The organism is Agrobacterium sp. CNPSo 3708, from assembly GCF_028674915.1.
Lineage (GTDB): Bacteria > Pseudomonadota > Alphaproteobacteria > Rhizobiales > Rhizobiaceae > Agrobacterium > Agrobacterium cavarae.
The window spans coordinates 68,370-94,495 of record NZ_JAQZSF010000008.1 but is presented as its reverse complement, the minus strand read 5'-3'; the positions used below and the strand labels follow the sequence as shown (position 1 = coordinate 94,495).

The following is a 26,126-nucleotide window of genomic DNA, read 5'->3' as shown; positions in this document are numbered from 1 at the left end:
ATGAGCGAAGCTCTTAACGATTTCGCGGCCTATGTGCAGGAAGCGCGCGGCTCTCTTATCGAGTCGCATGCCATCGCTTACGGCGAGTTGACGCTGAACACGACGCCGGCAAACATCATCGCGCTTCTGACTTTCCTGCGTGACGATGTGCAGTGCGGGTTCGTCAACATCATCGATATCTGTGGCGTTGACTGGCCGCAGCGCGAAAAGCGCTTCGATGTCGTCTATCATCTGCTGTCTCCGCGCCAGAACCTGCGCGTTCGCATCAAGCTTCAAGTGGCCGAGGACGAAGGCGTACCGTCTGCGACGTCCGTTTTCTACGGCGCTGAGTGGTTCGAGCGCGAAGCCTGGGACATGTATGGCATTCCGTTTGAAGGCCATTCCGATCTTCGCCGGATCCTGACGGATTATGGCTTCGAAGGTCATCCGCTTCGCAAGGATTTTCCGCTCACCGGTTTCGTCGAAGTGCGCTACGATGACGTCCAAAAGCGCGTTCTTTACGAGCCCGTGGAGTTGAAGCAGGAATTCCGCAGCTTCGATTTCCTCTCGCCTTGGGAAGGAACGGATTACGTTCTTCCGGGTGATGAAAAGGCCAAGCAATGAGCGAAGCAGTTTCCACAGAGCAGGGACAATGTCTTTGCGGCGCCGTTCGCATGCAAGCGACGATCGGCGCCCGGGAAATGGGTGCATGCCATTGCTCCATGTGCCGTCGCTGGTCCGGCGGTGTTTTCCTCGCTGTTGAATGCAAGTCCGTCTCTGTAGAGAATGCCGAGGCGCTCGGCGTCTATTCGTCGTCCGAGTGGGGCGAGCGCTGCTTCTGCAAGACATGCGGCAGCACGGTGATGTGGCGCTCCAAGGATGGCGCGCATTTTGCCGTTTCCGCCCAGCTCTTCAACGATCCGTCCAGCTTCACGCTGGCATCCGAGATTTTCATTGACGAAAAGCCGACAAGCTATTCGTTCGCCGAGGCCACCAAGAAAATGACCGGCCCCGAATTCATCGCCATGATCACGTCGGCGGAGCAACACTGATGACTGAACATAATGTTCGCAATTTTACGATCAACTTCGGTCCGGAACATCCGTCCGCGCACGGCGTGCTGCGTCTCGTTCTGGAACTCGACGGCGAAATCGTTGAGCGCGTCGATCCGCATATCGGCTTGCTGCATCGCGGCACGGAAAAGCTGATCGAAGCCAAGACCTATCTTCAGGCTGTCCCTTACTTCGACCGTCTCGACTACGTCGCGCCGATGAACCAGGAGCACGCCTTTGCGCTTGCCGTCGAACGGCTGCTCGGGCTTGAAATCCCGATGCGCGGTCAGTTGATCCGCGTTCTCTATTCCGAAATCGGCCGCATCCTCTCGCACATCATGAACGTCACGACCCAGGCCATGGACGTTGGTGCCATGACGCCGCCGGTCTGGGGCTTCGAAGAGCGCGAAAAGCTGATGGTGTTCTATGAGCGTGCTTCGGGTGCACGCATGCACGCTGCCTATTTCCGTCCAGGCGGCGTCCACCAGGATATTCCGCAGGAACTGGTCGATGATATCGGCAAGTGGTGCGATCCGTTCATCACGGTTCTCGACAACATCGAGGGCCTGCTCACCGACAACCGTATCTACAAACAGCGTAACGTCGATATCGGCGTCGTGTCGCTCGAAGATGCGTTCGCCTGGGGCTTTACCGGCGTCATGGTTCGTGGTTCGGGTGCTGCCTGGGACCTGCGCCGTGCGCAGCCCTATGAGTGCTATTCCGATCTCGACTTCGATATTCCGGTCGGCAAGAATGGCGACTGCTACGACCGTTACCTGATCCGCATGCAGGAGATGCGCGAATCGGTGAAGATCATGAAGCAGTGCGTCGAGCTTCTCTCGGGCAAGCACCGCATCGGTGCGGTCTCGTCGCTCGATGGCAAGGTCGTGCCGCCGAAGCGTGGTGAGATGAAGCGTTCGATGGAAGCACTGATCCATCACTTCAAGCTCTATACCGAAGGCTATCACGTTCCGGCTGGCGAAGTGTATGCGGCCGTCGAAGCGCCGAAGGGCGAATTCGGCGTCTATGTTGTGGCGGATGGCACCAACAAGCCGTATCGTTGCAAGATCCGCGCCCCGGGCTATGCCCACCTGCAGGCGATGGACTTCCTCTGCAAGGGCCACCAGCTCGCTGACGTGACCGCCGTTCTCGGCTCTCTCGACATCGTGTTCGGGGAGGTCGATCGCTGATGATGCGTCTGCCGCTCGCCATATCGGCTTTGCTTGCAGCCACGGGACCGCTCTTCGCCCAAACGGCGACGAACGAGGTTTCGTCAGGCGCCAGCGGCGGCAGTTCCACCATCAAGCAGCTGCTGGATCTGGGATACGAGATCAAGTCCTCGCTTCCCAACGGCAGCAAATTCATTGTGTTTATGCAAAAAGACAAAGCGGCTTATGCTTGCGAGTTCGTCACGGTGGCGAGATCGCGGTGTGAGTCGTTAAATTGATGAGGCGTGAGGAAGTATGTCCGTTCGTCGACTAGCCGAAGATCAGGTCCAGCCCGCAAGCTTCGCATTCAATGCGGAGAACACGACGTGGGCGGAAAAGACGATCCAGAAATATCCGGAAGGACGCCAGCAGTCTGCGGTCATCCCGCTGCTGATGCGCGCCCAGGAGCAGGACGGCTGGGTCACCCGCGCCGCCATCGAGAAGGTCGCCGAGATGCTGGATATGGCCTATATCCGCGTTCTCGAAGTGGCGACATTCTATACGCAGTTCCAGATCAAGCCGGTGGGCACCAAGGCTCATATTCAGGTCTGTGGCACGACGCCTTGCATGCTGCGTGGCTCTGAAGCGCTGATGGATGTCTGCCGCCACAAGATCCACCACGATCCGCTGCACACCAATGAAAGCGGCACGCTCTCTTGGGAAGAAGTGGAATGTCAGGGCGCCTGCGTCAACGCGCCGATGGTCATGATCTTCAAGGACGCCTATGAGGATCTGACGCCTCATCGCCTGGAAGAGATCATCGATGCCTTCGAAGCAGGCAAGGGCGATACCGTCAAGCCCGGTCCGCAGATCGACCGTCATCTGTCGGCACCTGTTGGTCCGCTGACGACGCTGACGGAAGAGACCAAGCCGGATCGCTCCAATCTCGACAAGAAGGACGAGCCCGCGCCAGACGCTGCGCAAACGCCGCCTTCCAACGCCGCAAAGCCGAAGACGGATACGCCGGAAACAGATCCGAAGCTGAAGACACCTGCGACGGAGCCTAAGGCTGCAGCGGAAAATGCCAAGGCTGCCGACACCAACAGCGATGCCAAGAAGTCGCAGTGAGAGGTTGAACCATGCTGAAAGATCAAGATCGTATCTTCACCAATCTCTACGGCCTTAAGGACAAGTCGCTTAAGGGCAACATGGCGCGCGGCCATTGGGATGGCACAAAGCAGATCATCGAAAAGGGCCGTGACTGGATCATCAACGAGATGAAGGCTTCTGGCCTTCGTGGTCGTGGTGGTGCAGGCTTCCCGACCGGCTTGAAGTGGTCCTTCATGCCGAAGGAAAGCGATGGCCGCCCGCACTACCTCGTCGTCAATGCTGACGAGTCCGAGCCCGGCACCTGTAAGGACCGCGAAATTCTGCGCCACGATCCGCATACGCTGATCGAAGGCTGCGTGATTGCCGGTTTCGCCATGGGCGCTCACACGGCTTATATCTATGTGCGCGGCGAATATATGCGTGAACGCGAAGCGCTTCAGGCAGCCATCGACGAGTGCTATGACGCCGGCTTGCTTGGTGTAAACAACAAGAACGGCTGGGATTTCGATATCTACGTTCACCACGGCGCAGGTGCCTATATCTGCGGTGAAGAAACCGCTCTGCTCGAAAGCTTGGAAGGCAAGAAGGGTCAACCGCGCCTGAAGCCGCCATTCCCGGCGAATATGGGTCTCTATGGCTGCCCGACCACGGTCAACAACGTCGAGTCGATTGCCGTTGCGCCAACGATCCTGCGTCGCGGTGCCTCCTGGTTCTCGTCGATCGGCCGTCCGAACAATGTCGGCACCAAGCTGTTCATGGTCTCCGGCCATGTCGAGCGCCCATGCACCTTCGAGGATGCACTGGGTGTGTCCTTCAAGGAACTGATCGAGCGTCACTGTGGCGGTATTCGCGGCGGCTGGGACAATCTTCTCGGCGTCATTCCAGGCGGCGCATCCTGCCCCATCGTTCGCGGTGAGGACATGAAGGACGCCATCATGGACTTCGACGGCATGCGCGAAGTGAAGTCGTCCTTCGGTACCGGCGGCATGATCGTCATGGACAAGTCGACCGACGTCATCAAGGCGATTGCCCGTATCGCGGCCTTCTTCAAGCATGAGAGCTGCGGCCAGTGCACCCCTTGCCGTGAAGGCACGGGCTGGATGTGGCGTGTTCTTGAGCGCATGGTCAAGGGCAACGCACAGAAGCGCGAAATCGACATGCTGTTCGAAGTGACGAAGCAGATCGAAGGCCACACCATCTGCGCGCTCGGCGATGCGGCCGCGTGGCCGGTTCAGGCGCTGATCCGTAATTTCCGTCCGGAAATCGAAAAGCGCATCGACCAATATACCTACAGAGCCATGGATGATGGCGCTGTAATGGAAGCTGCCGAGTAACGTGTACGGCGGCTGACAAGGCCAGGGACCGGGTTTCACCGATCCCGAAAATCATTTAAGCATCCGGTCGAATCTTAGTGATGCGGCAGGATGCGATCGGGATTTGTCGTGGACCGCGGTTTTGGCGGGACGGACAGGCAACAGGACGTAAGTAGAACCATGACAAAGCTCAAGGTTGACGGTAAAGAGATCGAGGTTCCGGATCATTTCACGCTGCTTCAGGCGTGTGAGGAGGCTGGTGCCGAAGTTCCGCGCTTTTGTTTTCATGAGCGTTTGTCGGTAGCCGGTAACTGCCGCATGTGTCTGATCGAGGTGAAGGGCGGACCACCCAAGCCAGCAGCCTCCTGCGCCATGGGTGTGCGCGATATTCGCGGCGGCCCGAATGGCGAACTGCCGGAAGTGTTCACCAACACGCCGATGGTCAAGAAGGCCCGCGAAGGCGTGATGGAATTCCTGCTCATCAACCACCCGCTGGATTGCCCGATCTGCGACCAAGGCGGTGAGTGCGACCTGCAGGACCAGGCCATGGCCTTTGGTATCGCCGGTTCGCGCTACTCTGAAAACAAGCGTGCGGTCGAAGACAAATATATCGGCCCGCTCGTCAAGACGGTGATGAACCGCTGCATTCACTGCACGCGCTGCGTTCGTTTCACCACGGAAGTTGCCGGCATTTCCGAACTCGGCCTGATCGGTCGCGGCGAGGATGCCGAGATCACCACCTATCTCGAGCAGGCCATGACCTCCGAGCTGCAGGGCAACGTCGTTGACCTCTGCCCGGTCGGCGCCTTGACCTCCAAGCCCTTCGCCTTCACGGCGCGTCCATGGGAACTCGGCAAGACCGAAACCATCGATGTGATGGATGCGCTTGGCTCTGCAATCCGTGTGGATACTCGCGGTCGTGAAGTCATGCGCATCATGCCGCGCGTCAACGAATCGATCAATGAAGAGTGGATTTCCGACAAGAGCCGCTTCATCTGGGACGGCTTGAAGACGCAGCGTCTCGATCGTCCTTATGTCCGCAAGGATGGGCGTTTGCAGCCTGCCACCTGGGGCGAAGCCTTTGGTGCGATCAAGGCTGCCGTTTCGGCGACGTCTGGCGAAAAGATCGGCGCCATTGCCGGCGATCTTGCCTCCGTTGAAGAAATGTTTGCGCTGAAGTCGCTTCTTGCGTCGCTCGGCTCGACCAATGTCGATTGCCGTCAGGACGGTGCAGCACTCGATCCGTCGCTTGGTCGTGCAAGCTACATCTTCAACACGACCATCCAGGGTATCGAAAAGGCCGACGCGCTGCTGATCATCGGTTCCAACCCGCGCTTCGAAGCGGCCGTCCTCAACGCTCGCATCCGCAAGCGCTGGCGCCGTGGCGGCTTCCCGATCGGCGTGATCGGCGAAGCGGGCGAACTGCGTTACGACTACGAATATCTTGGTGCTGGCACCGATACGCTGACCGATCTGGTCAATGGCTCGGGAAGCTTCCTCGAGAAGCTGAAGCTGGCCAAGAACCCGATGATCATCGTCGGCCAAGGCGCTTTGACGCGCGAAGATGGTGCAGCAATTCTGGCCGATGCGGCAAAGCTTGCTGGCAACATCGGCGCTGTCTCCGAAGCCTGGAACGGCTTCTCCGTTCTGCACACGGCAGCATCGCGCGTCGGTGGTCTCGATCTTGGTTTCGTTCCGGCGGACAAGTCCGCGAACACTGCTTCTATCGTTGCCTCTTCCGACGTGCTCTTCCTGCTTGGCGCGGATGAGATCGATCTTTCGGACAAGACTGCAAAGCTCACCGTCTATATCGGTTCGCATGGCGACAATGGCGCGATGAATGCCGACGTGATCCTGCCGGGTGCTGCCTATACCGAAAAGTCCGGTATCTGGGTCAACACCGAGGGTCGCGTCCAGCTCGGTAACCGCGCGGGCTTTGCTCCCGGCGAAGCGCGCGAAGACTGGGCGATCCTGCGTGCGCTGTCCGATGTTCTCGGCAAGAAGCTGCCATTCGACAGCCTGTCTGGCCTGCGCGCACAGCTTTACATTGCACATCCGCATTTTGCCGATACCGATGAGATTGCTGCGGGCAACGTCCACGACCTCACGGCGCTCTCTGGCAAGACCGGCGCTCTTAACAAGGCGGGTTTTGCAACGCCGGTTAAGGATTTCTATTTGACGAACCCGATTGCGAGAGCGTCCGCCGTGATGGCCGAATGCTCCGCATTGGCCCGCAACAATTTCAAGGCTGCGGCAGAGTAAGGGTAGGGGATTATGGACTCGTTTTTCTGGAGCTATGTCTGGCCAGCGCTGATTATTGTCGGCCAGTCTCTGCTGCTTCTCGTTATACTTCTGGTCGCGATTGCGTTCCTGCTTCTGGCGGACCGCAAGATCTGGGCTGCCGTTCAGCTGCGCCGTGGCCCGAACGTCGTTGGTCCCTTCGGTCTCTTCCAGTCCTTTGCCGACTTGTTGAAGTTCATCCTCAAGGAGCCGGTCATTCCGTCCGGTGCCAACAAGGCAGTCTTCCTGCTTGCGCCACTCGTCGCAGTGACGCTCGCTCTAGCCACGTACGCCGTCATCCCGTTCAACCAGGGTTGGGTGATTGCCAACATCAATGTCGGCATTCTCTACATCTTCGCGATTTCGTCGCTCGAAGTGTACGGCATCATCATGGGTGGCTGGGCGTCCAACTCGAAGTACCCGTTCCTCGGCGCGCTGCGTTCCGCCGCGCAGATGGTGTCCTACGAGGTCTCGATCGGTCTCGTCATCGTGACCGTTCTGCTGTGCGTTGGCTCGTTGAACCTGACGGATATCGTCAATGCCCAGCATTCGGGTATCGGTACATCGCTCGGTCTGCCGGCATCGTTCCTCGACTGGCACTGGCTGCCGCTCTTCCCGATGTTCATCGTTTTCTTCATTTCGTCGCTGGCTGAGACCAACCGTCCGCCTTTCGATCTGCCGGAAGCGGAATCGGAACTTGTGGCCGGTCACATGGTGGAGTATGGCTCCACCCCGTACATGATGTTCATGCTGGGCGAATATGCCGCCATCGTTCTGATGTGCTGCCTGACGACCATCCTGTTCCTTGGCGGCTGGCTGCCGATCGTCGATGTGTGGTTCCTGAACTGGGTTCCGGGCATTGTCTGGTTCGTGCTGAAGGGCGTCATGGTGTTCTTCATGTTCGGTCTGGTGAAGGCATTCGTCCCGCGTTACCGCTATGACCAGCTGATGCGTCTCGGCTGGAAGGTCTTCCTTCCGCTGTCGCTTGCCATGGTCGTGATTGTTGCATTCGTACTCAAGCTGACGGCAGGGGCATGATGATGTCTGAATTCCGCGCTTGCAGATTTGGAGGTTGAGATGGCCAGTCTTTCCCAAGCCGTCAATTCGCTGTTCCTCAAGGAATTCGTCGGCGCGATCTTTTTGACCATGCGCCACTTCTTCAAACAGAAGGCAACGGTGAACTATCCTTTCGAAAAAGGCCCGGTCAGCCCGCGCTTCCGTGGTGAGCACGCTCTGCGTCGCTATCCGAACGGCGAAGAGCGCTGTATCGCCTGCAAGCTGTGCGAAGCGATCTGTCCCGCTCAGGCGATCACCATCGAAGCCGGCCCGCGCCGCAACGATGGCACACGCCGCACGGTTCGTTACGACATCGACATGGTGAAGTGCATCTATTGCGGCTTCTGCCAGGAAGCCTGCCCGGTGGATGCGATCGTCGAAGGCCCGAATTTCGAGTTTGCGACGGAAACCCGCGAAGAGCTCTATTTCGACAAGCAGAAGCTTCTCGACAATGGCGATCGCTGGGAACGTGAAATCGCGCGTAACCTCGCTCTGGATGCGCCTTATCGTTAAGGCTCACTCCATGTCTTCGGAGCTTTTCTCCGGGGATCAAAAAAGATGAAATGCCTGTCGGCGATCGCTGGCGGGAACGAAACGGGCAGGGCGGTCTGAAGGCCGCTTTTGTCCGGTGAGGACAAAAAGGCACCAACATGGGTCTGCACGCTGTATTCTTCTACATCTTCGCTTTCGTCGCCGTGGCGTCTGCGTTTCTGGTCATTGCATCCAAGAACCCGGTTCACTCGGTTCTGTTCCTGATCCTGACCTTCTTCAACGCGGCGGCGCTCTTCCTGCTGACGGGCGCCGAATTCCTCGGCATGATCCTGCTGGTCGTTTATGTCGGCGCTGTGGCGGTGTTGTTCCTCTTCGTCGTCATGATGCTGGATGTGGATTTTGCCGAGTTGCGTTCCGGCGTGCTGCAATATGCGCCGATCGGTGCCTTGATCGGGGTTATCCTGGCGGCGGAACTGATCGTTGTCATTGGCGGCAGCGTGCTGAATCCGGAGGCGGCGAAGTCGATTACGATGCCGATCCCGAACCCGGTCGAACGCGCAAACACTGCCGCTCTGGGTGACGTCCTCTACACGAACTACATCTACTTCTTCCAGCTGGCAGGTCTCGTGCTGCTTGTGGCAATGATCGGCGCCATCGTGCTGACGCTGCGTCACCGCACGGACATCAAGCGTCAGGACATTTCAACGCAGGTGGCCCGCGATCCGAAGACCGCCGTTACGACGGTCAAGGTCAAGCCGGGTCAGGGCCTCTGAGGCGCGAACGGATCCAAGGAACATAGAATATGGAAATCGGTCTTTCCCATTACCTGACGGTCAGCGCGATCCTCTTCACGATCGGCATCTTCGGTATCTTCCTCAACCGGAAGAACGTCATCGTCATCCTCATGTCGATCGAACTCATCCTTCTGGCGGTGAACCTCAACCTCGTCGCCTTCTCGTGGGTGCTCAACGACATGGTTGGTCAGGTCTTCGCCCTGTTCATTCTGACTGTTGCTGCTGCAGAAGCGGCCATCGGTCTTGCAATACTCGTAGTCTTCTACCGCAACCGCGGATCGATCGCCGTGGAAGACGTCAATATGATGAAGGGCTGATAAGGCTATGATCTACAAGGCTATCGTCTTTCTTCCGCTGATCGGCTTCCTGATCGCTGGTCTCTTTGGCCGGTCCATTGGCGCCAAGGCCTCGGAATATGTCACCACCGGCCTCATGGTCGTGGTGGCGATCCTCTCCTGGATCGTGTTCTTCGACGTCGCGCTTCTGACCCATGAGGCCGGTGAGGTCATCAAGGTGCCGGTGCTGCGCTGGATCCAGTCCGGCGGCATCGACGTCGAGTGGGCGTTCCGCATCGACACGCTGACCGCGGTCATGTTCGTCGTGGTCAACACGGTGTCCTGTCTCGTGCATCTGTACTCCATCGGGTACATGCATCACGATCCACATCGTCCGCGCTTCTTCGCCTATCTCTCGCTCTTCACATTCGCCATGCTGATGCTGGTGACCTCCGACAACCTGCTGCAGATGTTCTTCGGCTGGGAAGGTGTAGGTCTGGCGTCCTATCTGCTGATCGGCTTCTGGTTCAAGAAGCCGTCCGCATCGGCTGCCGCCATGAAGGCCTTCATCGTCAACCGCGTCGGTGACTTCGGCTTCATTCTCGGTATTTCCGGTCTCTTCGTCCTGTTCGGCTCGATCAACTTCGAAACGATCTTCGCGGCTGCTGGTTCCTACCTGCCTGCCGATGGCGCAGCCTCTACCGAAGCGGTCATCAACCTCTTCGGTATGCAGCTCGACAAGGCGCATGCACTGACGGCGGTCTGCCTGCTGCTGTTCATGGGCTCGATGGGTAAGTCGGCTCAGTTCCTGCTGCACACCTGGCTGCCGGACGCCATGGAAGGCCCGACGCCTGTGTCGGCGCTGATCCATGCCGCAACCATGGTGACGGCCGGCGTGTTCCTGGTCGCGCGCATGTCGCCGGTCTTCGAACTGTCGCCGAACGCTTTGATGTTCGTCACGCTGATCGGTGCCATCACGGCCTTCTTTGCAGCGACCGTTGGTCTGGTGCAGAACGATATCAAGCGCGTCATTGCCTATTCGACCTGCTCGCAGCTCGGTTACATGTTCGTGGCGCTCGGCGTCGGCGCTTACGGCGCGGCTATTTTCCACCTCTTCACGCACGCATTTTTCAAGGCATTGCTGTTCCTTTGCGCTGGTTCCGTTATCCACGCGGTTGATGGTGAGCAGGACATGCGTCACATGGGTGGTCTGCGCAAGCATATCCCGATCACCTTCTGGACGATGACCGTTGGCAATCTGGCACTGACAGGCGTCGGTATCCCCGGAACGATGATCGGCTTTGCCGGCTTCTTCTCCAAGGACGTGATCATCGAGTCGTCGTTTGCGTCGCATAGCCCGCTTGCAGGTTTTGCGTTCACCATGCTGGTCGTCGCAGCGCTGTTCACCAGCTTCTACTCCTGGCGCCTGGCGTTTATGACCTTCTTCGGCAAGCCGCGCGCTTCCGCTGATGTCATGCACCACGTCCATGAATCGCCTATGGTGATGCTGATCCCGCTTTTCGTGCTGACGATCGGTGCGATCTTCGCCGGTGTCGTGTTCGAAGGCTACTTCTTCGGCCATGAATATGCGGAGTTCTGGAAGGGTGCGCTCTTCACGCTTCCCTCCAATGAAATCCTCGAAGAGTTCCACCACGTGCCGCTTTGGGTCAAGTGGAGCCCCTTCATTGCCATGGTTCTCGGTTTCGTCACAGCCTGGTATTTCTACATCAAGTCGCCGGAAACGCCGAAGCGTCTGGCAGAGACCCACCGCGGCCTTTACCAGTTCCTCTTGAACAAGTGGTACTTCGACGAACTCTACGACTTCCTCTTCGTTCGTTCCGCAAAGGCGCTCGGTCGCTTCCTGTGGAAGAAGGGCGACGTGGCCGTCATCGACGCCTATGGCCCCAACGGTATTGCAGCGCGCGTGGTTGATGTGACCAACCGTGTCGTCCGTCTGCAGTCCGGTTACCTTTATCACTATGCCTTCGCGATGCTGATCGGCATCGCAGCACTAGTCACCTGGATGATGCTCGGGAGTGCCCTCTGATGACCGATTGGCCCATTCTTTCCACGGTCACCTTCCTGCCGCTCGTCGGCGTGGTGCTCCTGCTTCTGACCAATGAGAACGGCCCCTTCGGGCGCCGCAACATTCTCAATGTCTCGCTTCTGACGACGGTGTTCACCTTCATCGTCTCGCTTTTCATCTGGATCGGTTTCGACAATTCGAACCCCGGCTTCCAGATGATCGAGAAGCACAACTGGTTCGGCAACATTGCCGCCTATCATCTGGGCGTCGATGGCATTTCCATGCTCTTCGTCATCCTGACGACGTTTCTCATGCCGTTTTGCGTTCTCGCAAGCTGGGATTCCGTCCAGAAGCGCCTGAAGGAATACATGATCGCCTTCCTCCTTCTGGAAGTCGTCATGGTCGGCGTGTTCGTTGCGCTGGACACCGTTCTCTTCTACGTCTTCTTCGAAGCGACGCTGATCCCGATGTTCATCATCATCGGCGTCTGGGGCGGCAAGGATCGCGTCTACGCATCCTACAAGTTCTTCCTCTACACGCTTCTCGGCTCGGTTCTCACCATGCTCGCCATCATGGCGATGTACTGGCAGGCTGGGACGACGGATATGACAGAGCTTCTCAAGCACGGCTTCCCGGCTGGCATGCAGACCTGGCTATGGCTTGCCTGCTTCGCGGCCTTTGCCGTCAAAATGCCGATGTGGCCGGTTCATACCTGGCTTCCGGATGCACACGTTCAGGCGCCGACCGCAGGTTCGGTCATTCTGGCGGGCGTCATGCTGAAGCTCGGTGGTTACGGTTTCATCCGTTTCTCGCTGTCGATGTTCCCACTGGCGTCCGAGCATTTCGCGCCCTTCGTCTTCACGCTGTCGGTCCTTGCCATCATCTACACTTCGCTGGTGGCGATGATGCAGGAAGACATCAAGAAGCTGATTGCCTATTCCTCGGTTGCCCATATGGGTTACGTAACGATGGGTATCTTCGCGGCCAATGTGCAGGGTCTGCAGGGCGCGATCTTCCAGATGCTGTCTCACGGCATCGTGTCGAGTGCACTCTTCCTCTGCGTCGGCGTTGTCTATGACCGCCTCCACACCCGTGAGATCGCGGCCTATGGTGGCCTGGTCAACAACATGCCGAAATACGCCGTGGCTTTCATGGTCTTCACCATGGCCAATGTCGGCCTGCCTGGCACCTCGGGCTTCGTCGGCGAATTCCTGACCATCATTGGCGTTTTCCGCGCCAACACCTGGGTGGCCCTCTTTGCCGCAACGGGCGTCATTCTCTCGGCATCCTACGCGCTGTGGCTCTATCGCCGCGTGATTTTCGGTGCGCTTGAGAAGGAAAGCCTGAAGGCGATGCTCGATCTCAACACCCGTGAAAAGGTCATCCTTTATCCGCTGGTGGTGCTGACGATCTTCTTCGGCGTCTACCCGGCACCGGTCTTCGATGCGACGGCGGCATCGGTGGATCTCGTGATCAATAATTATACCGCCGCATTGCAGGCAGCGCAGAATGTTGCGCTCTCGCTGAACTGACGACAGGACCCGTTGGATATGACCGCTGAACTTCTTTTTGCCAGTCTGCGCATCGCGACGCCCGAGCTGATCCTTGCGGTCGGTGCGCTGGCGCTGCTCATGATCGGCGTCTTCTCCGGCGACAAGTCGACCAACACTGTGACGGGTCTCGCCGTCGCGCTCTTGGTCGTCGTCGGCCTGTGGATCATCTTCGCTCCTGCAAGCGGAGAAGCCTTTGGTGGCGTCTACGTCGCCGATGCCTTCGGCAACTTCATGAAGATCCTGGCGCTGATCGGTTCCATCGTCGCCATGATCCTCGCGGTTGGCCACAGCCGTGTCGAGCCGATCGGTCGTTTCGAATATCCGGTGCTTCTGGTTCTGGCGACACTTGGCATTCTGCTGATGATCTCCGCCAACAACCTGATCTCGCTTTACATGGCGCTGGAGCTGCAATCGCTGGCACTCTACGTCATCTGCGCGATCAACCGTGAGAGCCTGCGCTCGACCGAAGCCGGTCTGAAATATTTCGTTCTTGGCGCGCTGTCTTCGGGCATGCTGCTTTACGGCATGTCGCTGATCTACGGCTTCACGGGCAATACTGGCTTCCAGGAAATCGCGGCTGTACTGTCCGCCGAAACCCGTTCGCTTGGCGTCGTCTTCGGTCTGGTCTTCGTGCTGGCCGGTCTGGCATTCAAGATTTCCGCCGTTCCCTTCCACATGTGGACGCCGGACGTCTATGAAGGCGCGCCGACCCCGGTCACGGCCTTCCTTGCCGCAGCCCCGAAGATCGGTGCCATGGCGATTTTCGTTCGCGTCGTTGTCGACGCATTTCAGCCTGTCTTCGCGGACTGGCAGCAGATCGTCGTTTTCGTGTCGATCGCATCCATGCTGCTCGGCTCCTTTGCCGCAATTGGGCAGAAGAACATCAAGCGCCTGATGGCCTATTCGTCGATCGGTCACATGGGTTACGCCCTTGTCGGTCTCGCTGCCGGAAACGAATCTGGTGTCGCCGGCGTGCTGATTTACATGGCTGTTTACATGGGCATGACGCTTGGTACCTTTGCCTGCATTCTTGCAATGCGTCGCAAGGAAGTCGGCAATGTCGAGAATGTCGACGATCTGGCCGGGCTTTCTTCGACCAACCCCTTCATGGCGCTGGTTTTGACGGCTCTGATGTTCTCGCTGGCCGGCATTCCGCCGCTCGCAGGCTTCTTTGCCAAGTACTATGTCTTCCTCGCAGCCATCGAAGCCAAGCTCTATGCGCTGGCGGTTATCGGCGTCGTCGCATCGGTCGTCGGTGCCTACTACTATCTGCGCATTGTCAAGCTCATGTGGTTCGATGATGCCAAGGGTGGCTTTGAAAAGGCTGCTGGCGAGTTGCGGATCGTTTACGCACTCTCCGGCCTCTTCGTCATCGCCTTCATCTTCTTCGGTGGCATGCTCGGCAACGCCGTGACAGCTGCGGCAAAGACGTTCTTTTGAGCGAAAACGCTATGAAACAGCGCCGGATGTCTCTCGATGACTTCCGGCACGAGGCATTGGTGGAGACATCCTCCACCAATGTCGAATGTCTCGCCCGGGCGCGCTCGGGCGATAGCGGCAATCTGTGGATGACCGCAGTCCGCCAGAGCGGCGGCAAGGGCCGCCGAGGCAGGCCATGGGTGTCCGAGCCCGGCAATCTCTACGCCTCTCTTCTTCTGATTGATCCCGCACCGGCGGACCGTCTTGGTTCCTTGCCTCTTGCCTTTGCGCTTGCCGTCTACCGCGCGATCCGCGCCGTGCTGCCCTTCGGTGGTGCGCCACTGGAAATCAAGTGGCCTAATGATATTCTCATCGGCAGAATGAAGACCTGCGGCATTCTAATGGAAGCGGAGCAACTTGCCGATGGGCGCCGCGCGATCGTCATCGGCATCGGCATCAACATCGCCCGCAAGCCCGAAAATCCGCTCTATCCCGTCACCATGCTGTCGGAGCATGGCGCGTCGTGCGGACCGGACGAGCTCTTTGCTCATCTTTATCGCGAGACCGCCGAGGTTCTCTCGGTCTGGAACGAGGGCAGGGGCGTGAGTGACATCATGAGGGACTGGCGTGCAGCCGCCTGCGGTATTGGTGAGCATATCACCGTGAACTTTCCAGATCGCTCCATCGGCGGACGCTTTGCCGGGATAGACGATCACGGTTTTCTGTTGCTGGACGAGGATGACGGCCCGAGACGGGCGATCGCCGCCGGCGACGTTTTCTTTGGCTGAAGCCTTTCGCGCGATCGAACTGCGCGGCCTCGGCTTTTGAGTTTGGAGCATCCCTGCTGCTCGTAGAATCAGGGCGTCCATCCGGTCCGCGTCGGCCCGGCATCTCGGCGTTTCATCAAGTCCGGCGCGGTTTAAGGCAATGGTGGAGCGTGGCGCAAGCGCGCGGCCATTGCCTGTTGCAGATTGGATAATGACATGTCTCAACAAGACGAACTGGTCTTCCTGCCGCTTGGTGGCGTCGGCGAAATCGGCATGAATCTGGCGCTCTATGGTTATGGTCCTGCCGCGAAGCGGCAATGGATCATGGTGGATTGCGGCGTCACCTTCGCGGGCCTCGATCTGCCCGGCGTCGATCTTGTTCTGCCCGATATCCGCTTCATCGAGGCGCAGCGACAGAACCTCAAGGGTATCATCATCACCCATGCCCATGAGGACCATTACGGCGCGCTGAACGATCTCTGGCCTGGCCTCAACGTCCCGGTCTATGCGTCGGGCTTCACCGCGGGCATGCTGGAAGCCAAGCGTAACTATGAGGGCACGCGCGCCGAGATCCCGATCTCGCCATTCAAGGCGGGCGATCGCATCAATCTCGGCCCGTTCGAGATCGAGGCCATCGGCGTCAACCACTCGATCCCCGAACCCATGTCGCTCGTCATCCGCACGCCGCTTGGCAATGTCGTTCACACAGGCGACTGGAAGATCGATGACGCGCCGTCGCTTGGGCCGCTGACAGATGAGGCACGCTTCCGCGCCGTTGGCGAGGAAGGCGTTCTGGCGCTTCTTTGTGACAGCACCAATGCTGTGCGCGATGGTGTATCTCCGTCGGAGGAACAGGTTTCCGAGGGGCTGCGCCAGATCATTGAGAATGCCGAAGGGCGCGTGGCGATCACCACCTTCTCGTCCAATGTCGGCCGTATCCGCTCGATCGCCCAGGCTGCGGAGCGCGCGGGTCGCGAAGTGCTGCTGCTCGGCTCGTCGCTGAAGCGTGTCGTCAACGTCTCGCAGGATCTCGGCATCATGGAAGGCATCAAGCCGTTCCTGGCCGAAGATGAGTATGGTTATATTCCCCGCGACAAGGTGGTGGTCATTCTCACCGGCTCGCAGGGTGAGCCGCGTGCGGCACTTGCAAAACTGTCACGCGATGAGATGCGTAATGTGGCGCTCGCCAAGGGCGACACGGTGGTCTTTTCCTCGCGCGCCATCCCTGGCAACGAAAAGGCCATTCTCGATATCAAGAACGGTCTGATCGAACAGGGCATCCACATCATCACCGACAATGAAGCTCTGGTGCACGTTTCCGGCCACCCCCGCCGCAACGAGCTGCTGCGCATGTATGAGTGGACCAAGCCGCAAATCCTCGTGCCGGTGCATGGCGAAGCAGCGCATCTCGTGGCGCAGAAGGAACTGGCTGAGCAGGCCGGTATCAAGCAGGTCCCCAAGGTCCGCAACGGCAACGTCCTGCGTCTGGCGCCTGGCCCTGCCGAAGTCATCGACGATGCTCCGCATGGCCGCGTCTTCAAGGACGGCCGTCTGGTTGGCGATTTCGAAGAAATGGGCATCGGTGACCGCCGCAAGCTCTCCTTTGCTGGTCACGTCTCGGTCAATGTCGTTCTGGACAGCCGTTACGACTTCCATGGCGATCCGGATGTCGTACCCTTCGGTCTGCCTGAATTCGACGACGAGGGCGAGGCAATGGAGGACACGCTCTATGACGCCGTTCTCGGCGCCATTGAAAGCATCCCGCGCGCACGCCGCAAGGATCTGGAACTGTTGCGCGAAGCGGTCCGCCGGGCCGTTCGTGCTGCCGCCAACCAGACCTGGGGCAAAAAGCCGATCGTCACGGTATTCGTGACGAAGATTTGACGATAGGTTCGGTACTGCACGTATCAGCATAGGTGCAGTACCGGAAGACGCTTCGTTCTGCGCGATATGTCGCTATGTTCGGCTGAGAAATTGGGAGGATGACCATGCTTGGACGGATCAACCACATCGCCATTGCAGTGCCCGACCTCGCGGCAGCGACTGCCACCTATCGCGATGTGCTCGGTGCTGCGGTCTCGCAAGTGCAGACCCTGCCGGACCACGGGGTGAGGGTGGTGTTCGTCAACCTGCCAAACAGCAAGGTCGAACTGCTTGAGCCACTGGATGGCAACTCCCCGATCGCGGCTTTTCTCGAAAAGAATTCGTCCGGCGGCATGCATCATATCTGTTACGAGGTGGAGGACATCATCTCCGCACGCGACAGTTTGAAAGGCGCCGGCGCACGCGTACTTGGCGATGGGGAGCCGAAGATCGGCGCCCATGGAAAACCTGTCCTCTTCCTCCATCCGAAGGACTTCTGCGGCACGCTGGTGGAGTTGGAAGAGATTTGATCGCGGGCCGCGTGTCTCCTTGGACGCACAAAGTATGCTATCTGCTTTGATCTAAACATCGTGCTTTCCGAAAATCGATTCCGATTTTTGGACCGATGCTGTAGGAATCGTTTGCCGCTGCTCTGTCTGTTTCTTGCGCTTCTCCAAGCCTTGAATGAGACAAGAGATGCGGGTTCTGCTCGGGGAGGTCTACATGCAGTGGCTGTCGGTTGTTGCCGTTTTTTTCATCGTCTGGTGGACGGTTCTGTTTGTCGTGCTGCCGATTGGGCTCAGAACGCAAATGGAAGACGGTGACGTGGCGCTGGGAACCGTGGCAAGCGCGCCAACGCGTTTCCAGGGTGCGAAAATCCTGATCGCCACCACGCTGATCTCGATATTGCTCTGCGCGATTTGGTACGGCGCCACCTGGTACTTCGGCGTTAGCCTCGATGATCTGCCCCGTATTATCCCGGTTTATGACTGAGTTGAGCAGGTGAACGGGCCGCGCCCACCCGCTGCGGCGTCACCGTCTGTCATAAGAATGTTGCATTTGGTTGGACGGTGATTCGCGTAGAAGCCACAAGCGGGACGCCGATGGATGAGCTGTCTTCCGCCAACCCACTGAAAGACAATCGATTTCAGGGCAAAAAAAAACAAGGCGATTAAGCCTTGTTTTTCAGTTTCGCGTGATCTGTTTCCGTTTCCGGGGCTGCGAACAAGCGCGCCTAAGATCTCATCCTCCCAAGACTGACCGCGAAGACGGCAGAAATTTAAACTCCCTGCCTCTTTTGTGAGCTAAAACTAGCCCAAAGATTCCACCTTGTCACCACGTTTTTTGCATTTTTGTTACAGTCAGCAAAAAATTTCCTCATGAACATTATGTCGCAGGTGCCCAGCAAAATTATTTCTCCTGAAACCGTTCAGGAGCGAACGTCCTGTTCTCACGCGGATGTGAATGGTGTTTTTGGGGCGCCGATCGTGCGGGTTTCCTTCTGCAGGAGAAACGGTTATGTACGGCGCAAATATCCTTTAATTCTGACGATTCCCGGTAGATGGCGAGTCGTCGCACTCAGGACATAGTCATGCGTCTCAGCCGTTATTTTTTGCCCATCCTGAAGGAAAATCCCAAGGAAGCTGAAATCGTCTCTCACCGCCTCATGCTGCGTGCGGGCATGATCCGTCAGCAGAGCCAGGGCATCTACTCCTGGCTGCCGCTCGGCAAGCGCGTGATGGACAAGGTGAACCGCATTATCCGGGAAGAGCAGGACCGTTCCGGCGCGATCGAGCTTCTGATGCCGACGTTGCAATCGGCGGAGCTTTGGCAGGAAAGCGGTCGTTATGACGACTACGGCAAGGAGATGCTGCGCATCAAGGACCGCCAGGACCGTCAGATGCTCTACGGCCCGACGAATGAGGAGATGATCACTGACATCTTCCGCTCCTACGTGAAGTCCTACAAGAACCTGCCGCTGAACCTCTATCATATCCAGCTGAAGTTCCGCGACGAAGTGCGCCCGCGTTTCGGCACGATGCGCTCGCGCGAGTTCCTGATGAAGGATGCCTATTCCTTCGACCTGACGAAGGAAGCTGCGATCCATTCCTATAACAAGATGTTCGCTGCCTATCTGCGTACCTTCTCTCGCCTTGGCCTGCGCGCCATTCCGATGCGCGCCGATACCGGCCCGATCGGTGGCAACCACAGCCACGAATTCATCATTCTGGCCGATACGGGTGAATCGGAAGTCTTCTGCCACAAGAGCTTCCTGGAGCAGGGCATTCCCGGCGACGACACCAATTTCGATGACGTTGCTGGTCTGCAGGGCATTTTCGATACATGGACCGCGGACTATGCCGCAACCTCGGAGATGCACGACGAGGCTGCCTTCGACGCGATCCCCGAGGGCGATCGTCTTTCCGCGCGCGGTATCGAAGTGGGCCACATCTTCTATTTCGGCACGAAGTATTCTGAGCCGATGGGTGCCAAGGTTCAGGGTCCCGATGGCAGGGAACATCCCGTCCACATGGGATCCTATGGCATTGGTCCGACACGCCTTGTTCCTGCCATCATTGAAGCCTCGCATGACGAGAACGGAATCATCTGGCCGGCGTCGGTTGCTCCTTTCGATGTCGTCATCATCAACATGAAGGCTGGCGATGCAGCCTGCGACGCGGCATGCGAGAAGCTCTATTACTCGCTGTCCAACGCTGGCAAGGATGTTCTCTACGACGATACCGACGACCGCGCAGGTCAGAAGTTCGCGACGGCCGATCTCATCGGCGTACCTATGCAGATCATCGTCGGACCGCGCAGCATTGCTGCCGGTGAAGTCGAGGTGAAGGACCGCAAGACGGGCGCACGTGAGAACGTCACGGTCGAAGCGGCAATGAACAGGGTTCTCGGCTGAAAAGCCGACAAGGAGTGGACATGGCAAAAGCCGAGGCTGACAACGGTGCAGTTGCATCCGTGAAGGATGGGGCGGCACGGCCGTTTTCGGCTTTCGAACGCATGGTGGCCTGGCGCTACCTGCGTTCGCGCCGCAAGGAAGCCTTCATATCGGTCATCGCAGGCTTCTCGTTCGTTGGCATCATGCTGGGTGTGGCGACGCTGATCATCGTCATGGCGGTGATGAACGGTTTCCGCACCGAACTGATCTCCCGAATTCTCGGCATCAACGGTCACATGATCGTTCAGCCGATCGATCAGCCCTTCAACAATTACGATGAACTGGCGAAGAAGTTTGGCGCTATTCCCGGCGTGACGATGGCCTTGCCGCTCGTGGAAGGCCAGACGCTGGCCTCCGGACGCAACGGCGCAGGCAGCGGTGCTCTGGTGCGTGGCGTGCGTCCGGAAGATCTCGAAAAGATCAAGGAGATATCCAGCAACGTCAAAGCCGGCGATCTCGTCGGCTTTATGTCGGGGCAGGGTGTTCTGGTCGGCTCGAGGCTCGCCGCACAGCTCGGCGTGACGGTGGGAGATCAGATCACCCTCATTTCACCGGAAGGTGACGTGACGCCCATGGGTGTCAATCCGCGGGTAAAGTCCTACCCAATCTCCGGTGTCTTCGAGATTGGTATGTCTGAATATGACGCGTCGATGATCTACATGCCGCTTACCGAAGCGCAGCTCTATTTCAATTCCGAGGGCATCGTCCAATCCATCGAGCTCTTCGTCAGCCATCCCGACGATGTCGATAGCATTCGTCCGCTGGTGGAAACAGCGGCGGGGCGGCAGGTCTATATCACCGACTGGAGACAGCGCAACCAGACCTTCTTCTCAGCGCTTCAGGTGGAGCGCAACGTCATGTTCATGATCCTGACGCTGATCGTTCTGGTCGCCGCGCTCAACATCATTTCCGGCCTCATCATGCTGGTGAAGGACAAGGGCAGCGACATCGCTATTCTGCGCACCATGGGGGCAACCTCCGGCGCTGTCATGCGTATCTTCTTCATGACCGGGGCTGCGATCGGCATCGTCGGCACATTTGCGGGTGTGGCGCTTGGCGTTCTCGTCTGTCTGAATGTGGAATCGATTCGCCAGTTCTTCTCCTGGATTACCGGAACCGTTCTCTTTGATCCGCAGCTCTATTTCCTGAGCCAGCTGCCGGCGGAGATGGATTTGAGCGAAACGATCACCGTCATCGTCATGGCGCTAACCCTGTCCTTCCTGGCAACGATCTTCCCCGCCTGGCGTGCGTCGAAGCTCGACCCCGTCCAGGCCCTGAGATACGAATAGGACCCGCTTCACACCATGGCAAAGAAAATGGCTCTACAGCTTACCGGCGTGGAACGGACCTATGGTCAGGGCGAAACGAGCCTTTCCATTCTGAAAGACGCGAATTTCGAATTGAGAAGCGGCGAGATCGTCGCGCTTGTCGCGCCATCTGGCACGGGCAAGTCGACGCTGCTGCATCTGGCGGGACTGCTGGAGCATCCGGACGCGGGCGAGGTGTTCATCAGTGGCAAGCCCTGCGGTACGCTTTCCGATGAGGAGCGCACTTCCATTCGCCGCAGCGATATCGGCTTCGTCTACCAGTTTCACCATCTGCTTCCGGAGTTCTCGGCACTTGAGAATATCATGATGCCACAGATGATCGCCGGTCTCGCGCCGAAGGAAGCACAGGTGCGGGCCAAGGCGTTGCTGGATTATATGCGCATCGGCCACAGAGGCGATCATCGTCCGGCGGAACTGTCCGGCGGTGAACAGCAGCGCGTGGCGATTGCAAGAGCCGTTGCCAACGCGCCGCTTCTGCTTCTGGCAGATGAACCGACCGGCAATCTCGACCCCGAGACCGCTTCCTACGTTTTCGATGCCTTGGAAGCGCTGGTGCGCCAGTCGGGCCTTGCGGCCCTCATCGCGACTCATAATCACGATCTAGCAGCACGCATGGATCGCCGCGTGACGCTGTCCGAAGGCAAGATCGTCGAGTTCTGATCGATCGCACGATGCGTTGATCCAAAAATGTGAAGGGTCCCTTGTGCGTCTGATAGAACGCACGGCGTTTTAAGTGCCCTTATCCCCATCAACCCCGTCTGGCCCGCCAGGCGGGGTTTTGTTTATGCGTTGATTCGCTTGAGGCGGAACTAAGGAACCGGATTGAGTCGCATCACGTTGGCAATATGCCAGCCCAAAAAAGCTGTTGACACGGAAACAAAATGAGAACAAAGTTGGAACATAACAAGTAAGGAGAGACAAATGACCGATTTTATCCGTGACCTTGCCGCCTTTGCCTCCATCGCTCTCTTTGTTGCGAGCTTCTCTGTAATCCTCACATCCATGTGACTTGAGACCCTTTGGTCTTTCCGGCGATAGCGGTGCACAGGCATCCTTTGCCGGTGGACTTTGCTGCTCGAAGGGATCAAAATCAGCCCGATTCAGAATGACGGGAATGCAGCACAATGGGCGATCATCTTACGGAGCAAAACCACTCGGGCATGCTCTTGAAATCTCCCGGCTTTGTGCACTTGCGTGTTCATTCCGCCTATTCCCTGCTCGAGGGCGCGCTTCCCCTTAAAAAGATCATGGCGAAGGCTGTCGGCGATTCACAGCCTGCCATCGCCATCACGGACACCAACAATCTTTTCGTTGCGCTGGAATTCTCAGAGAAGGCGCGAGAAGAGGGGCTGCAGCCGATCATAGGGTGCCAGCTTTCCATCGACATGCAAGATGCCGTCGAGGACAGGAGAGGCGGCAACAACCTCTCCAAGCTTCCTTCCATCGTGCTGCTTGCCGCAGATGCGGAGGGCTATGAGCGCCTGGTGGATCTGATTAGCCGTGCCTATCTCGATGGCGAGGGCAGTGGTCACGCCGTCAACATTGCCAAGTCTTGGCTGGAGGAGGCCAGCAATGCTGGATTGATCGCATTGACAGGCGCGTCCGGCGGCCCTGTCGATATGGCACTGAGAGAAGGACATGCGGCTCAGGCAAAGAGCCGGCTTCTTGCGCTGAAGGACATATTCGGGGATCGGCTCTATATCGAGTTGCAGCGCCAGGGCAATTTTGACCGTGCCCATGAACGTCGCATGATTGCGCTTGCTTACGAGCACGACATTCCACTCGTCGCAACCAACGAGGCCTTCTTTCCATCCAGGTCAGATTATGAGGCGCACGACGCTCTGATGGCGGTAGCGCACAACGCCATGGTTTCGGATGACAGCCGTTTCCGTCTGACGCCTGACCATTATCTGAAGAGCCGCGACGAGATGGTGGCGCTCTTCAAGGACATTCCCGAGGCAATCGAAAATACCGTCGAGATCGCCCAGCGCTGCTCCTACGTCTTGAAAAAGCGTGGCCCCATTCTGCCGCGCTTTACCGGTGCGAGTGACGACCCGGAAGAGGCAGAACGCGCCGAGTCACTGGAGTTGCGACGCCAGGCTGTCGAAGGGCTGGATATGCGCCTTGCCGCTCTCGGTATGGCCCCTGGCTACACCGAGCAGGAGTATCGGGATCGTCTGGATTTCGAACTCAGCGTTATCGAGCGCATGAAGTTTCCCGGCTACTTCCTGATCGTTGCCGACTTCATCAAATGGGCAAAGCAGCATGATATTCCGGTCGGCCCTGGTCGTGGTTCGGGTGCGGGATCGCTGGTCGCCTATGCGCTGACGATTACCGATGTCGATCCGCTACGCTTCTCGCTGCTCTTCGAACGCTTCCTCAACCCGGAACGCGTGTCGATGCCCGACTTCGATATCGACTTCTGCCAGGATCGCCGCGAAGAGGTGATCCGCTATGTTCAGCGCAAGTATGGGCGTGAGCAGGTGGCGCAGATCATCACCTTCGGTTCGCTCCAGGCACGCGCAGCCTTGCGTGACGTGGGCCGCGTGCTGGAAATGCCTTATGGCCAGGTGGACCGCATCTGTAAGCTTGTGCCGAACAATCCGGCCAACCCCACCCCTCTCTCCAAGGCCATCGAAGAAGAGCCACGTCTTCAGGAAGAGGCGGACAAGGAACCGGTCGTCGCGCGGCTCCTGGATATTGCCCAGAAGATCGAAGGTCTTTATCGCCACGCCTCGACCCACGCCGCCGGTATCGTCATCGGCGACCGCCCGCTGTCGAAGCTTGTCCCGATGTACCGCGATCCGCGCTCCGATATGCCGGTCACTCAATTCAACATGAAATGGGTTGAAAGCGCCGGTCTCGTCAAGTTCGACTTTCTCGGCCTCAAAACCCTGACGGTGCTGAAGGTCGCGGTCGACTTCGTTGCCAAGCGTGGCATCCATGTCGATCTTGCAGCCATTCCGCTGGATGATCAAAAGACGTATGAGATGCTATCGCGTGGCGAGACCATCGGCGTCTTCCAGGTGGAAAGCGCCGGCATGCGCAAGGCGCTGATCGGCATGCGTCCAGACTGCATCGAGGACATTATCGCGCTCGTGGCGCTCTACCGCCCGGGCCCTATGGAGAACATCCCGGTCTATAATGCCCGCAAGCACGGCGAAGAAGAAATCGAGTCGATCCATCCGACGATCGACCACCTCCTGAAGGAGACGCAGGGCGTTATCGTCTACCAGGAACAGGTGATGCAGATCGCCCAGGTTCTGTCCGGCTATTCGCTCGGCGAAGCCGATCTTTTGCGCCGCGCCATGGGCAAGAAGATCAAGGAGGAAATGGACAAGCAGCGCGAGCGCTTCGTTGAAGGTGCGATCCGCAACAATGTGTCCAAGGCCCAGTCCGACACGATCTTCGATCTTCTGGCCAAGTTCGCCAATTACGGCTTCAACAAGTCTCACGCCGCGGCCTATGCGATCGTCTCCTACCAGACCGCCTATATGAAGGCGCATTACCCGGTGGAATTCCTCGCTGCGTCGATGACGCTCGATATGGCGAACACCGAAAAGGTCAACGACTTCCGCCAGGATGCGGCGCGTATGGGGATCGAGATCGTCGCGCCTTCCGTACAGACATCCTTCCGGCGTTTCGAAACCGGTGAGAACCGCATCTATTATTCGCTGGCTGCCTTGAAGGGCGTCGGTGAAGGTGCGGTCGATCACATCGTTGAGGTGCGCGGCGACAAACCTTTCGCCAGCCTCGAGGATTTCTGCCAGCGGATCGATCCGAAGCAGGTCAACCGCCGCGTTCTGGAAAGCCTGATCAATGCCGGTGCCTTCGATAGCTTCGGCAGAGATCGTTCCGAACTGATCGGCGGCCTCGATCGTATCATCGGATATTCCCAGCGTGCGCAGGAAAGCCGAGTCACCGGCCAGCACGACATGTTCGGCTCAGGGGCCGCGACTGGGCCGGAAAAGCTGGTGCTGCCTGCCTATCAGCCCTGGCTCGCCTCGGAAAAGCTACTGCGTGAGTATCAAGTGCTTGGCTTCTATCTCACGGCCCATCCGCTCGACACCTATCGCGCCGTGCTCGACAAGCTTCGGGTGCAAAGCTTTGCCGATTTCTCCGCGGCGGTGAAGCAGGGGGCAACTGTTGGACGCCTCGCCGGCACGGTCACCGGCAAGCAGGAACGCAAGACCCGCACCGGTAACAAGATGGGTATCGTGACCTTTTCGGATGCGTCGGGTCAGTATGAGGCCGTTCTGTTTTCAGAAGGGCTTGGGCAATATCGCGACCTGCTCGAAGTCGGCAAGTCGTTGGTCATTACAGTTCAGGCGGAAGAGCGGCCCGAGGGGATCGGTCTGCGCATCCAGACAGCCCAGTCGCTTGAGGAGAAATCCGTTCAGATGCAGAAGGCGCTCCGCGTCTATGTGCGCGATTCCGGTCCTCTGAAAACCGTTGCGCGACACCTGAATGCCAAGGGCGATGGCTCGGTTTATTTCGTCGTTATCAAAGATGATGGGCAGCGCGAGATCGAAGTTGAACTGACGGAGAAATACCGCATCTCACCGGAGATCGCAGCCGCGCTTCGCTCGGCTCCCGGTGTGGTGGACGTCGAGCTTGTATGATTGATGGGCGGGCGAACATGGTTCACCCGCACCACGATTATTGTATGTTGCGTGAGCCTCTGCAGCGGTTCCGCGAGAACGACGTACGATAAAGCG

21 protein-coding genes and 1 pseudogene are annotated in these 26,126 nt (G+C 58.2%); all 22 read left to right on the top strand.

The window, feature by feature from the left end; translation table 11 throughout:
• The 22 genes and pseudogenes from PVA19_RS17700 to dnaE all read left to right on the top strand — a co-directional run bounded on the left by PVA19_RS17700 (position 1) and on the right by dnaE (position 26,030).
• Positions 1-603 (top strand): NADH-quinone oxidoreductase subunit C, encoded by a 603-nt coding sequence (locus tag PVA19_RS17700; protein WP_111847870.1) that lies wholly within the window; start codon positions 1-3, stop codon positions 601-603.
• The gene (locus PVA19_RS17695) at positions 600-1,031 is read left to right on the top strand and encodes a GFA family protein (protein WP_062437776.1); all 432 of its coding nucleotides are present in this window, start codon (positions 600-602) and stop codon (positions 1,029-1,031) included. Before PVA19_RS17700 ends, PVA19_RS17695 begins: the two co-directional genes overlap by 4 nt.
• On the top strand, positions 1,031-2,221 hold the full coding sequence (locus PVA19_RS17690) for an NADH-quinone oxidoreductase subunit D (protein WP_062425538.1): 1,191 nt from the start codon (positions 1,031-1,033) through the stop codon (positions 2,219-2,221). Before PVA19_RS17695 ends, PVA19_RS17690 begins: the two co-directional genes overlap by 1 nt.
• 2 nt (positions 2,222-2,223) lie before the next feature.
• Positions 2,224-2,478 (top strand): hypothetical protein, encoded by a 255-nt coding sequence (locus tag PVA19_RS17685; protein ID WP_062426132.1) that lies wholly within the window; start codon positions 2,224-2,226, stop codon positions 2,476-2,478.
• 16 nt (positions 2,479-2,494) lie between these two features.
• Positions 2,495-3,298 (top strand): annotated as a pseudogene (gene nuoE / locus PVA19_RS17680) (NADH-quinone oxidoreductase subunit NuoE); the annotation flags it as partial.
• 20 nt (positions 3,299-3,318) lie between these two features.
• Entirely contained in the window at positions 3,319-4,623 is a 1,305-nt protein-coding gene (nuoF, locus tag PVA19_RS17675; RefSeq protein ID WP_062425536.1) for an NADH-quinone oxidoreductase subunit NuoF, read from the top strand.
• Positions 4,624-4,782: 159 nt separating this feature from the next.
• Positions 4,783-6,864 (top strand): NADH-quinone oxidoreductase subunit NuoG, encoded by a 2,082-nt coding sequence (nuoG, locus tag PVA19_RS17670; RefSeq protein WP_274103710.1) that lies wholly within the window; start codon positions 4,783-4,785, stop codon positions 6,862-6,864.
• A 12-nt stretch (positions 6,865-6,876) separates the two neighbouring features.
• Entirely contained in the window at positions 6,877-7,920 is a 1,044-nt protein-coding gene (gene nuoH, locus PVA19_RS17665; RefSeq protein ID WP_062425534.1) for an NADH-quinone oxidoreductase subunit NuoH, read from the top strand.
• Between the two features lie 39 nt (positions 7,921-7,959).
• Complete coding sequence (gene nuoI, locus PVA19_RS17660; RefSeq protein WP_003502385.1) at positions 7,960-8,451, top strand: NADH-quinone oxidoreductase subunit NuoI; 492 nt, start codon at positions 7,960-7,962, stop codon at positions 8,449-8,451.
• Positions 8,452-8,588: 137 nt separating this feature from the next.
• On the top strand, positions 8,589-9,203 hold the full coding sequence (locus tag PVA19_RS17655; protein WP_274103709.1) for an NADH-quinone oxidoreductase subunit J: 615 nt from the start codon (positions 8,589-8,591) through the stop codon (positions 9,201-9,203).
• A 29-nt stretch (positions 9,204-9,232) separates the two neighbouring features.
• Positions 9,233-9,541 (top strand): NADH-quinone oxidoreductase subunit NuoK, encoded by a 309-nt coding sequence (gene nuoK / locus PVA19_RS17650; RefSeq protein ID WP_062425532.1) that lies wholly within the window; start codon positions 9,233-9,235, stop codon positions 9,539-9,541.
• Between the two features lie 7 nt (positions 9,542-9,548).
• Positions 9,549-11,546: an NADH-quinone oxidoreductase subunit L gene (nuoL, locus tag PVA19_RS17645; RefSeq protein WP_062437769.1), complete on the top strand. Its 1,998-nt coding sequence runs from the start codon at positions 9,549-9,551 to the stop codon at positions 11,544-11,546.
• Positions 11,546-13,057 carry an NADH-quinone oxidoreductase subunit M gene (locus PVA19_RS17640; RefSeq protein ID WP_062425530.1) on the top strand — a complete coding sequence of 504 codons (1,512 nt, stop codon included), beginning with the start codon at positions 11,546-11,548 and terminating at the stop codon, positions 13,055-13,057. Before nuoL ends, PVA19_RS17640 begins: the two co-directional genes overlap by 1 nt.
• An 18-nt stretch (positions 13,058-13,075) precedes the next feature.
• Entirely contained in the window at positions 13,076-14,518 is a 1,443-nt protein-coding gene (gene nuoN / locus PVA19_RS17635; protein WP_062426130.1) for an NADH-quinone oxidoreductase subunit NuoN, read from the top strand.
• 26 nt (positions 14,519-14,544) lie between these two features.
• Positions 14,545-15,285, top strand: a complete 741-nt coding sequence (locus PVA19_RS17630; protein WP_274103802.1) for a biotin--[acetyl-CoA-carboxylase] ligase — start codon at positions 14,545-14,547, stop codon at positions 15,283-15,285.
• Between the two features lie 195 nt (positions 15,286-15,480).
• The gene (locus PVA19_RS17625; RefSeq protein WP_274103708.1) at positions 15,481-17,148 is read left to right on the top strand and encodes a ribonuclease J; all 1,668 of its coding nucleotides are present in this window, start codon (positions 15,481-15,483) and stop codon (positions 17,146-17,148) included.
• A gap of 104 nt (positions 17,149-17,252) precedes the next feature.
• Positions 17,253-17,657 carry a methylmalonyl-CoA epimerase gene (mce, locus tag PVA19_RS17620; RefSeq protein WP_274103707.1) on the top strand — a complete coding sequence of 135 codons (405 nt, stop codon included), beginning with the start codon at positions 17,253-17,255 and terminating at the stop codon, positions 17,655-17,657.
• A gap of 193 nt (positions 17,658-17,850) precedes the next feature.
• The gene (locus PVA19_RS17615) at positions 17,851-18,120 is read left to right on the top strand and encodes a DUF1467 family protein (RefSeq protein ID WP_062425528.1); all 270 of its coding nucleotides are present in this window, start codon (positions 17,851-17,853) and stop codon (positions 18,118-18,120) included.
• A gap of 598 nt (positions 18,121-18,718) precedes the next feature.
• Positions 18,719-20,041, top strand: a complete 1,323-nt coding sequence (gene proS / locus PVA19_RS17610; RefSeq protein ID WP_274103706.1) for a proline--tRNA ligase — start codon at positions 18,719-18,721, stop codon at positions 20,039-20,041.
• A 20-nt stretch (positions 20,042-20,061) separates the two neighbouring features.
• On the top strand, positions 20,062-21,369 hold the full coding sequence (locus tag PVA19_RS17605; protein ID WP_062437764.1) for a lipoprotein-releasing ABC transporter permease subunit: 1,308 nt from the start codon (positions 20,062-20,064) through the stop codon (positions 21,367-21,369).
• Positions 21,370-21,384: 15 nt separating this feature from the next.
• Positions 21,385-22,068: an ABC transporter ATP-binding protein gene (locus PVA19_RS17600; protein WP_062437763.1), complete on the top strand. Its 684-nt coding sequence runs from the start codon at positions 21,385-21,387 to the stop codon at positions 22,066-22,068.
• A 464-nt stretch (positions 22,069-22,532) separates the two neighbouring features.
• A complete protein-coding gene (gene dnaE, locus PVA19_RS17595) occupies positions 22,533-26,030 on the top strand; it encodes a DNA polymerase III subunit alpha (protein ID WP_274103705.1) in 3,498 nt (1,165 codons plus the stop codon).
• The last annotated feature ends 96 nt before the right edge of the window (positions 26,031-26,126 follow it).

What these genes read in the sequence shown, in the direction of transcription:
- PVA19_RS17700 (WP_111847870.1), top strand. Translation starts at nt 1, where the DNA reads ATGAGCGAAGCTCTTAACGATTTCGCGGCCTATGTGCAGGAAGCGCGC.
- PVA19_RS17695 (WP_062437776.1), top strand. Translation starts at nt 600, where the DNA reads ATGAGCGAAGCAGTTTCCACAGAGCAGGGACAATGTCTTTGCGGCGCC.
- PVA19_RS17690 (WP_062425538.1), top strand. Translation starts at nt 1,031, where the DNA reads ATGACTGAACATAATGTTCGCAATTTTACGATCAACTTCGGTCCGGAA.
- PVA19_RS17685 (WP_062426132.1), top strand. Translation starts at nt 2,224, where the DNA reads ATGCGTCTGCCGCTCGCCATATCGGCTTTGCTTGCAGCCACGGGACCG.
- nuoF (WP_062425536.1), top strand. Translation starts at nt 3,319, where the DNA reads ATGCTGAAAGATCAAGATCGTATCTTCACCAATCTCTACGGCCTTAAG.
- nuoG (WP_274103710.1), top strand. Translation starts at nt 4,783, where the DNA reads ATGACAAAGCTCAAGGTTGACGGTAAAGAGATCGAGGTTCCGGATCAT.
- nuoH (WP_062425534.1), top strand. Translation starts at nt 6,877, where the DNA reads ATGGACTCGTTTTTCTGGAGCTATGTCTGGCCAGCGCTGATTATTGTC.
- nuoI (WP_003502385.1), top strand. Translation starts at nt 7,960, where the DNA reads ATGGCCAGTCTTTCCCAAGCCGTCAATTCGCTGTTCCTCAAGGAATTC.
- PVA19_RS17655 (WP_274103709.1), top strand. Translation starts at nt 8,589, where the DNA reads ATGGGTCTGCACGCTGTATTCTTCTACATCTTCGCTTTCGTCGCCGTG.
- nuoK (WP_062425532.1), top strand. Translation starts at nt 9,233, where the DNA reads ATGGAAATCGGTCTTTCCCATTACCTGACGGTCAGCGCGATCCTCTTC.
- nuoL (WP_062437769.1), top strand. Translation starts at nt 9,549, where the DNA reads ATGATCTACAAGGCTATCGTCTTTCTTCCGCTGATCGGCTTCCTGATC.
- PVA19_RS17640 (WP_062425530.1), top strand. Translation starts at nt 11,546, where the DNA reads ATGACCGATTGGCCCATTCTTTCCACGGTCACCTTCCTGCCGCTCGTC.
- nuoN (WP_062426130.1), top strand. Translation starts at nt 13,076, where the DNA reads ATGACCGCTGAACTTCTTTTTGCCAGTCTGCGCATCGCGACGCCCGAG.
- PVA19_RS17630 (WP_274103802.1), top strand. Translation starts at nt 14,545, where the DNA reads ATGTCTCTCGATGACTTCCGGCACGAGGCATTGGTGGAGACATCCTCC.
- PVA19_RS17625 (WP_274103708.1), top strand. Translation starts at nt 15,481, where the DNA reads ATGTCTCAACAAGACGAACTGGTCTTCCTGCCGCTTGGTGGCGTCGGC.
- mce (WP_274103707.1), top strand. Translation starts at nt 17,253, where the DNA reads ATGCTTGGACGGATCAACCACATCGCCATTGCAGTGCCCGACCTCGCG.
- PVA19_RS17615 (WP_062425528.1), top strand. Translation starts at nt 17,851, where the DNA reads ATGCAGTGGCTGTCGGTTGTTGCCGTTTTTTTCATCGTCTGGTGGACG.
- proS (WP_274103706.1), top strand. Translation starts at nt 18,719, where the DNA reads ATGCGTCTCAGCCGTTATTTTTTGCCCATCCTGAAGGAAAATCCCAAG.
- PVA19_RS17605 (WP_062437764.1), top strand. Translation starts at nt 20,062, where the DNA reads ATGGCAAAAGCCGAGGCTGACAACGGTGCAGTTGCATCCGTGAAGGAT.
- PVA19_RS17600 (WP_062437763.1), top strand. Translation starts at nt 21,385, where the DNA reads ATGGCAAAGAAAATGGCTCTACAGCTTACCGGCGTGGAACGGACCTAT.
- dnaE (WP_274103705.1), top strand. Translation starts at nt 22,533, where the DNA reads ATGGGCGATCATCTTACGGAGCAAAACCACTCGGGCATGCTCTTGAAA.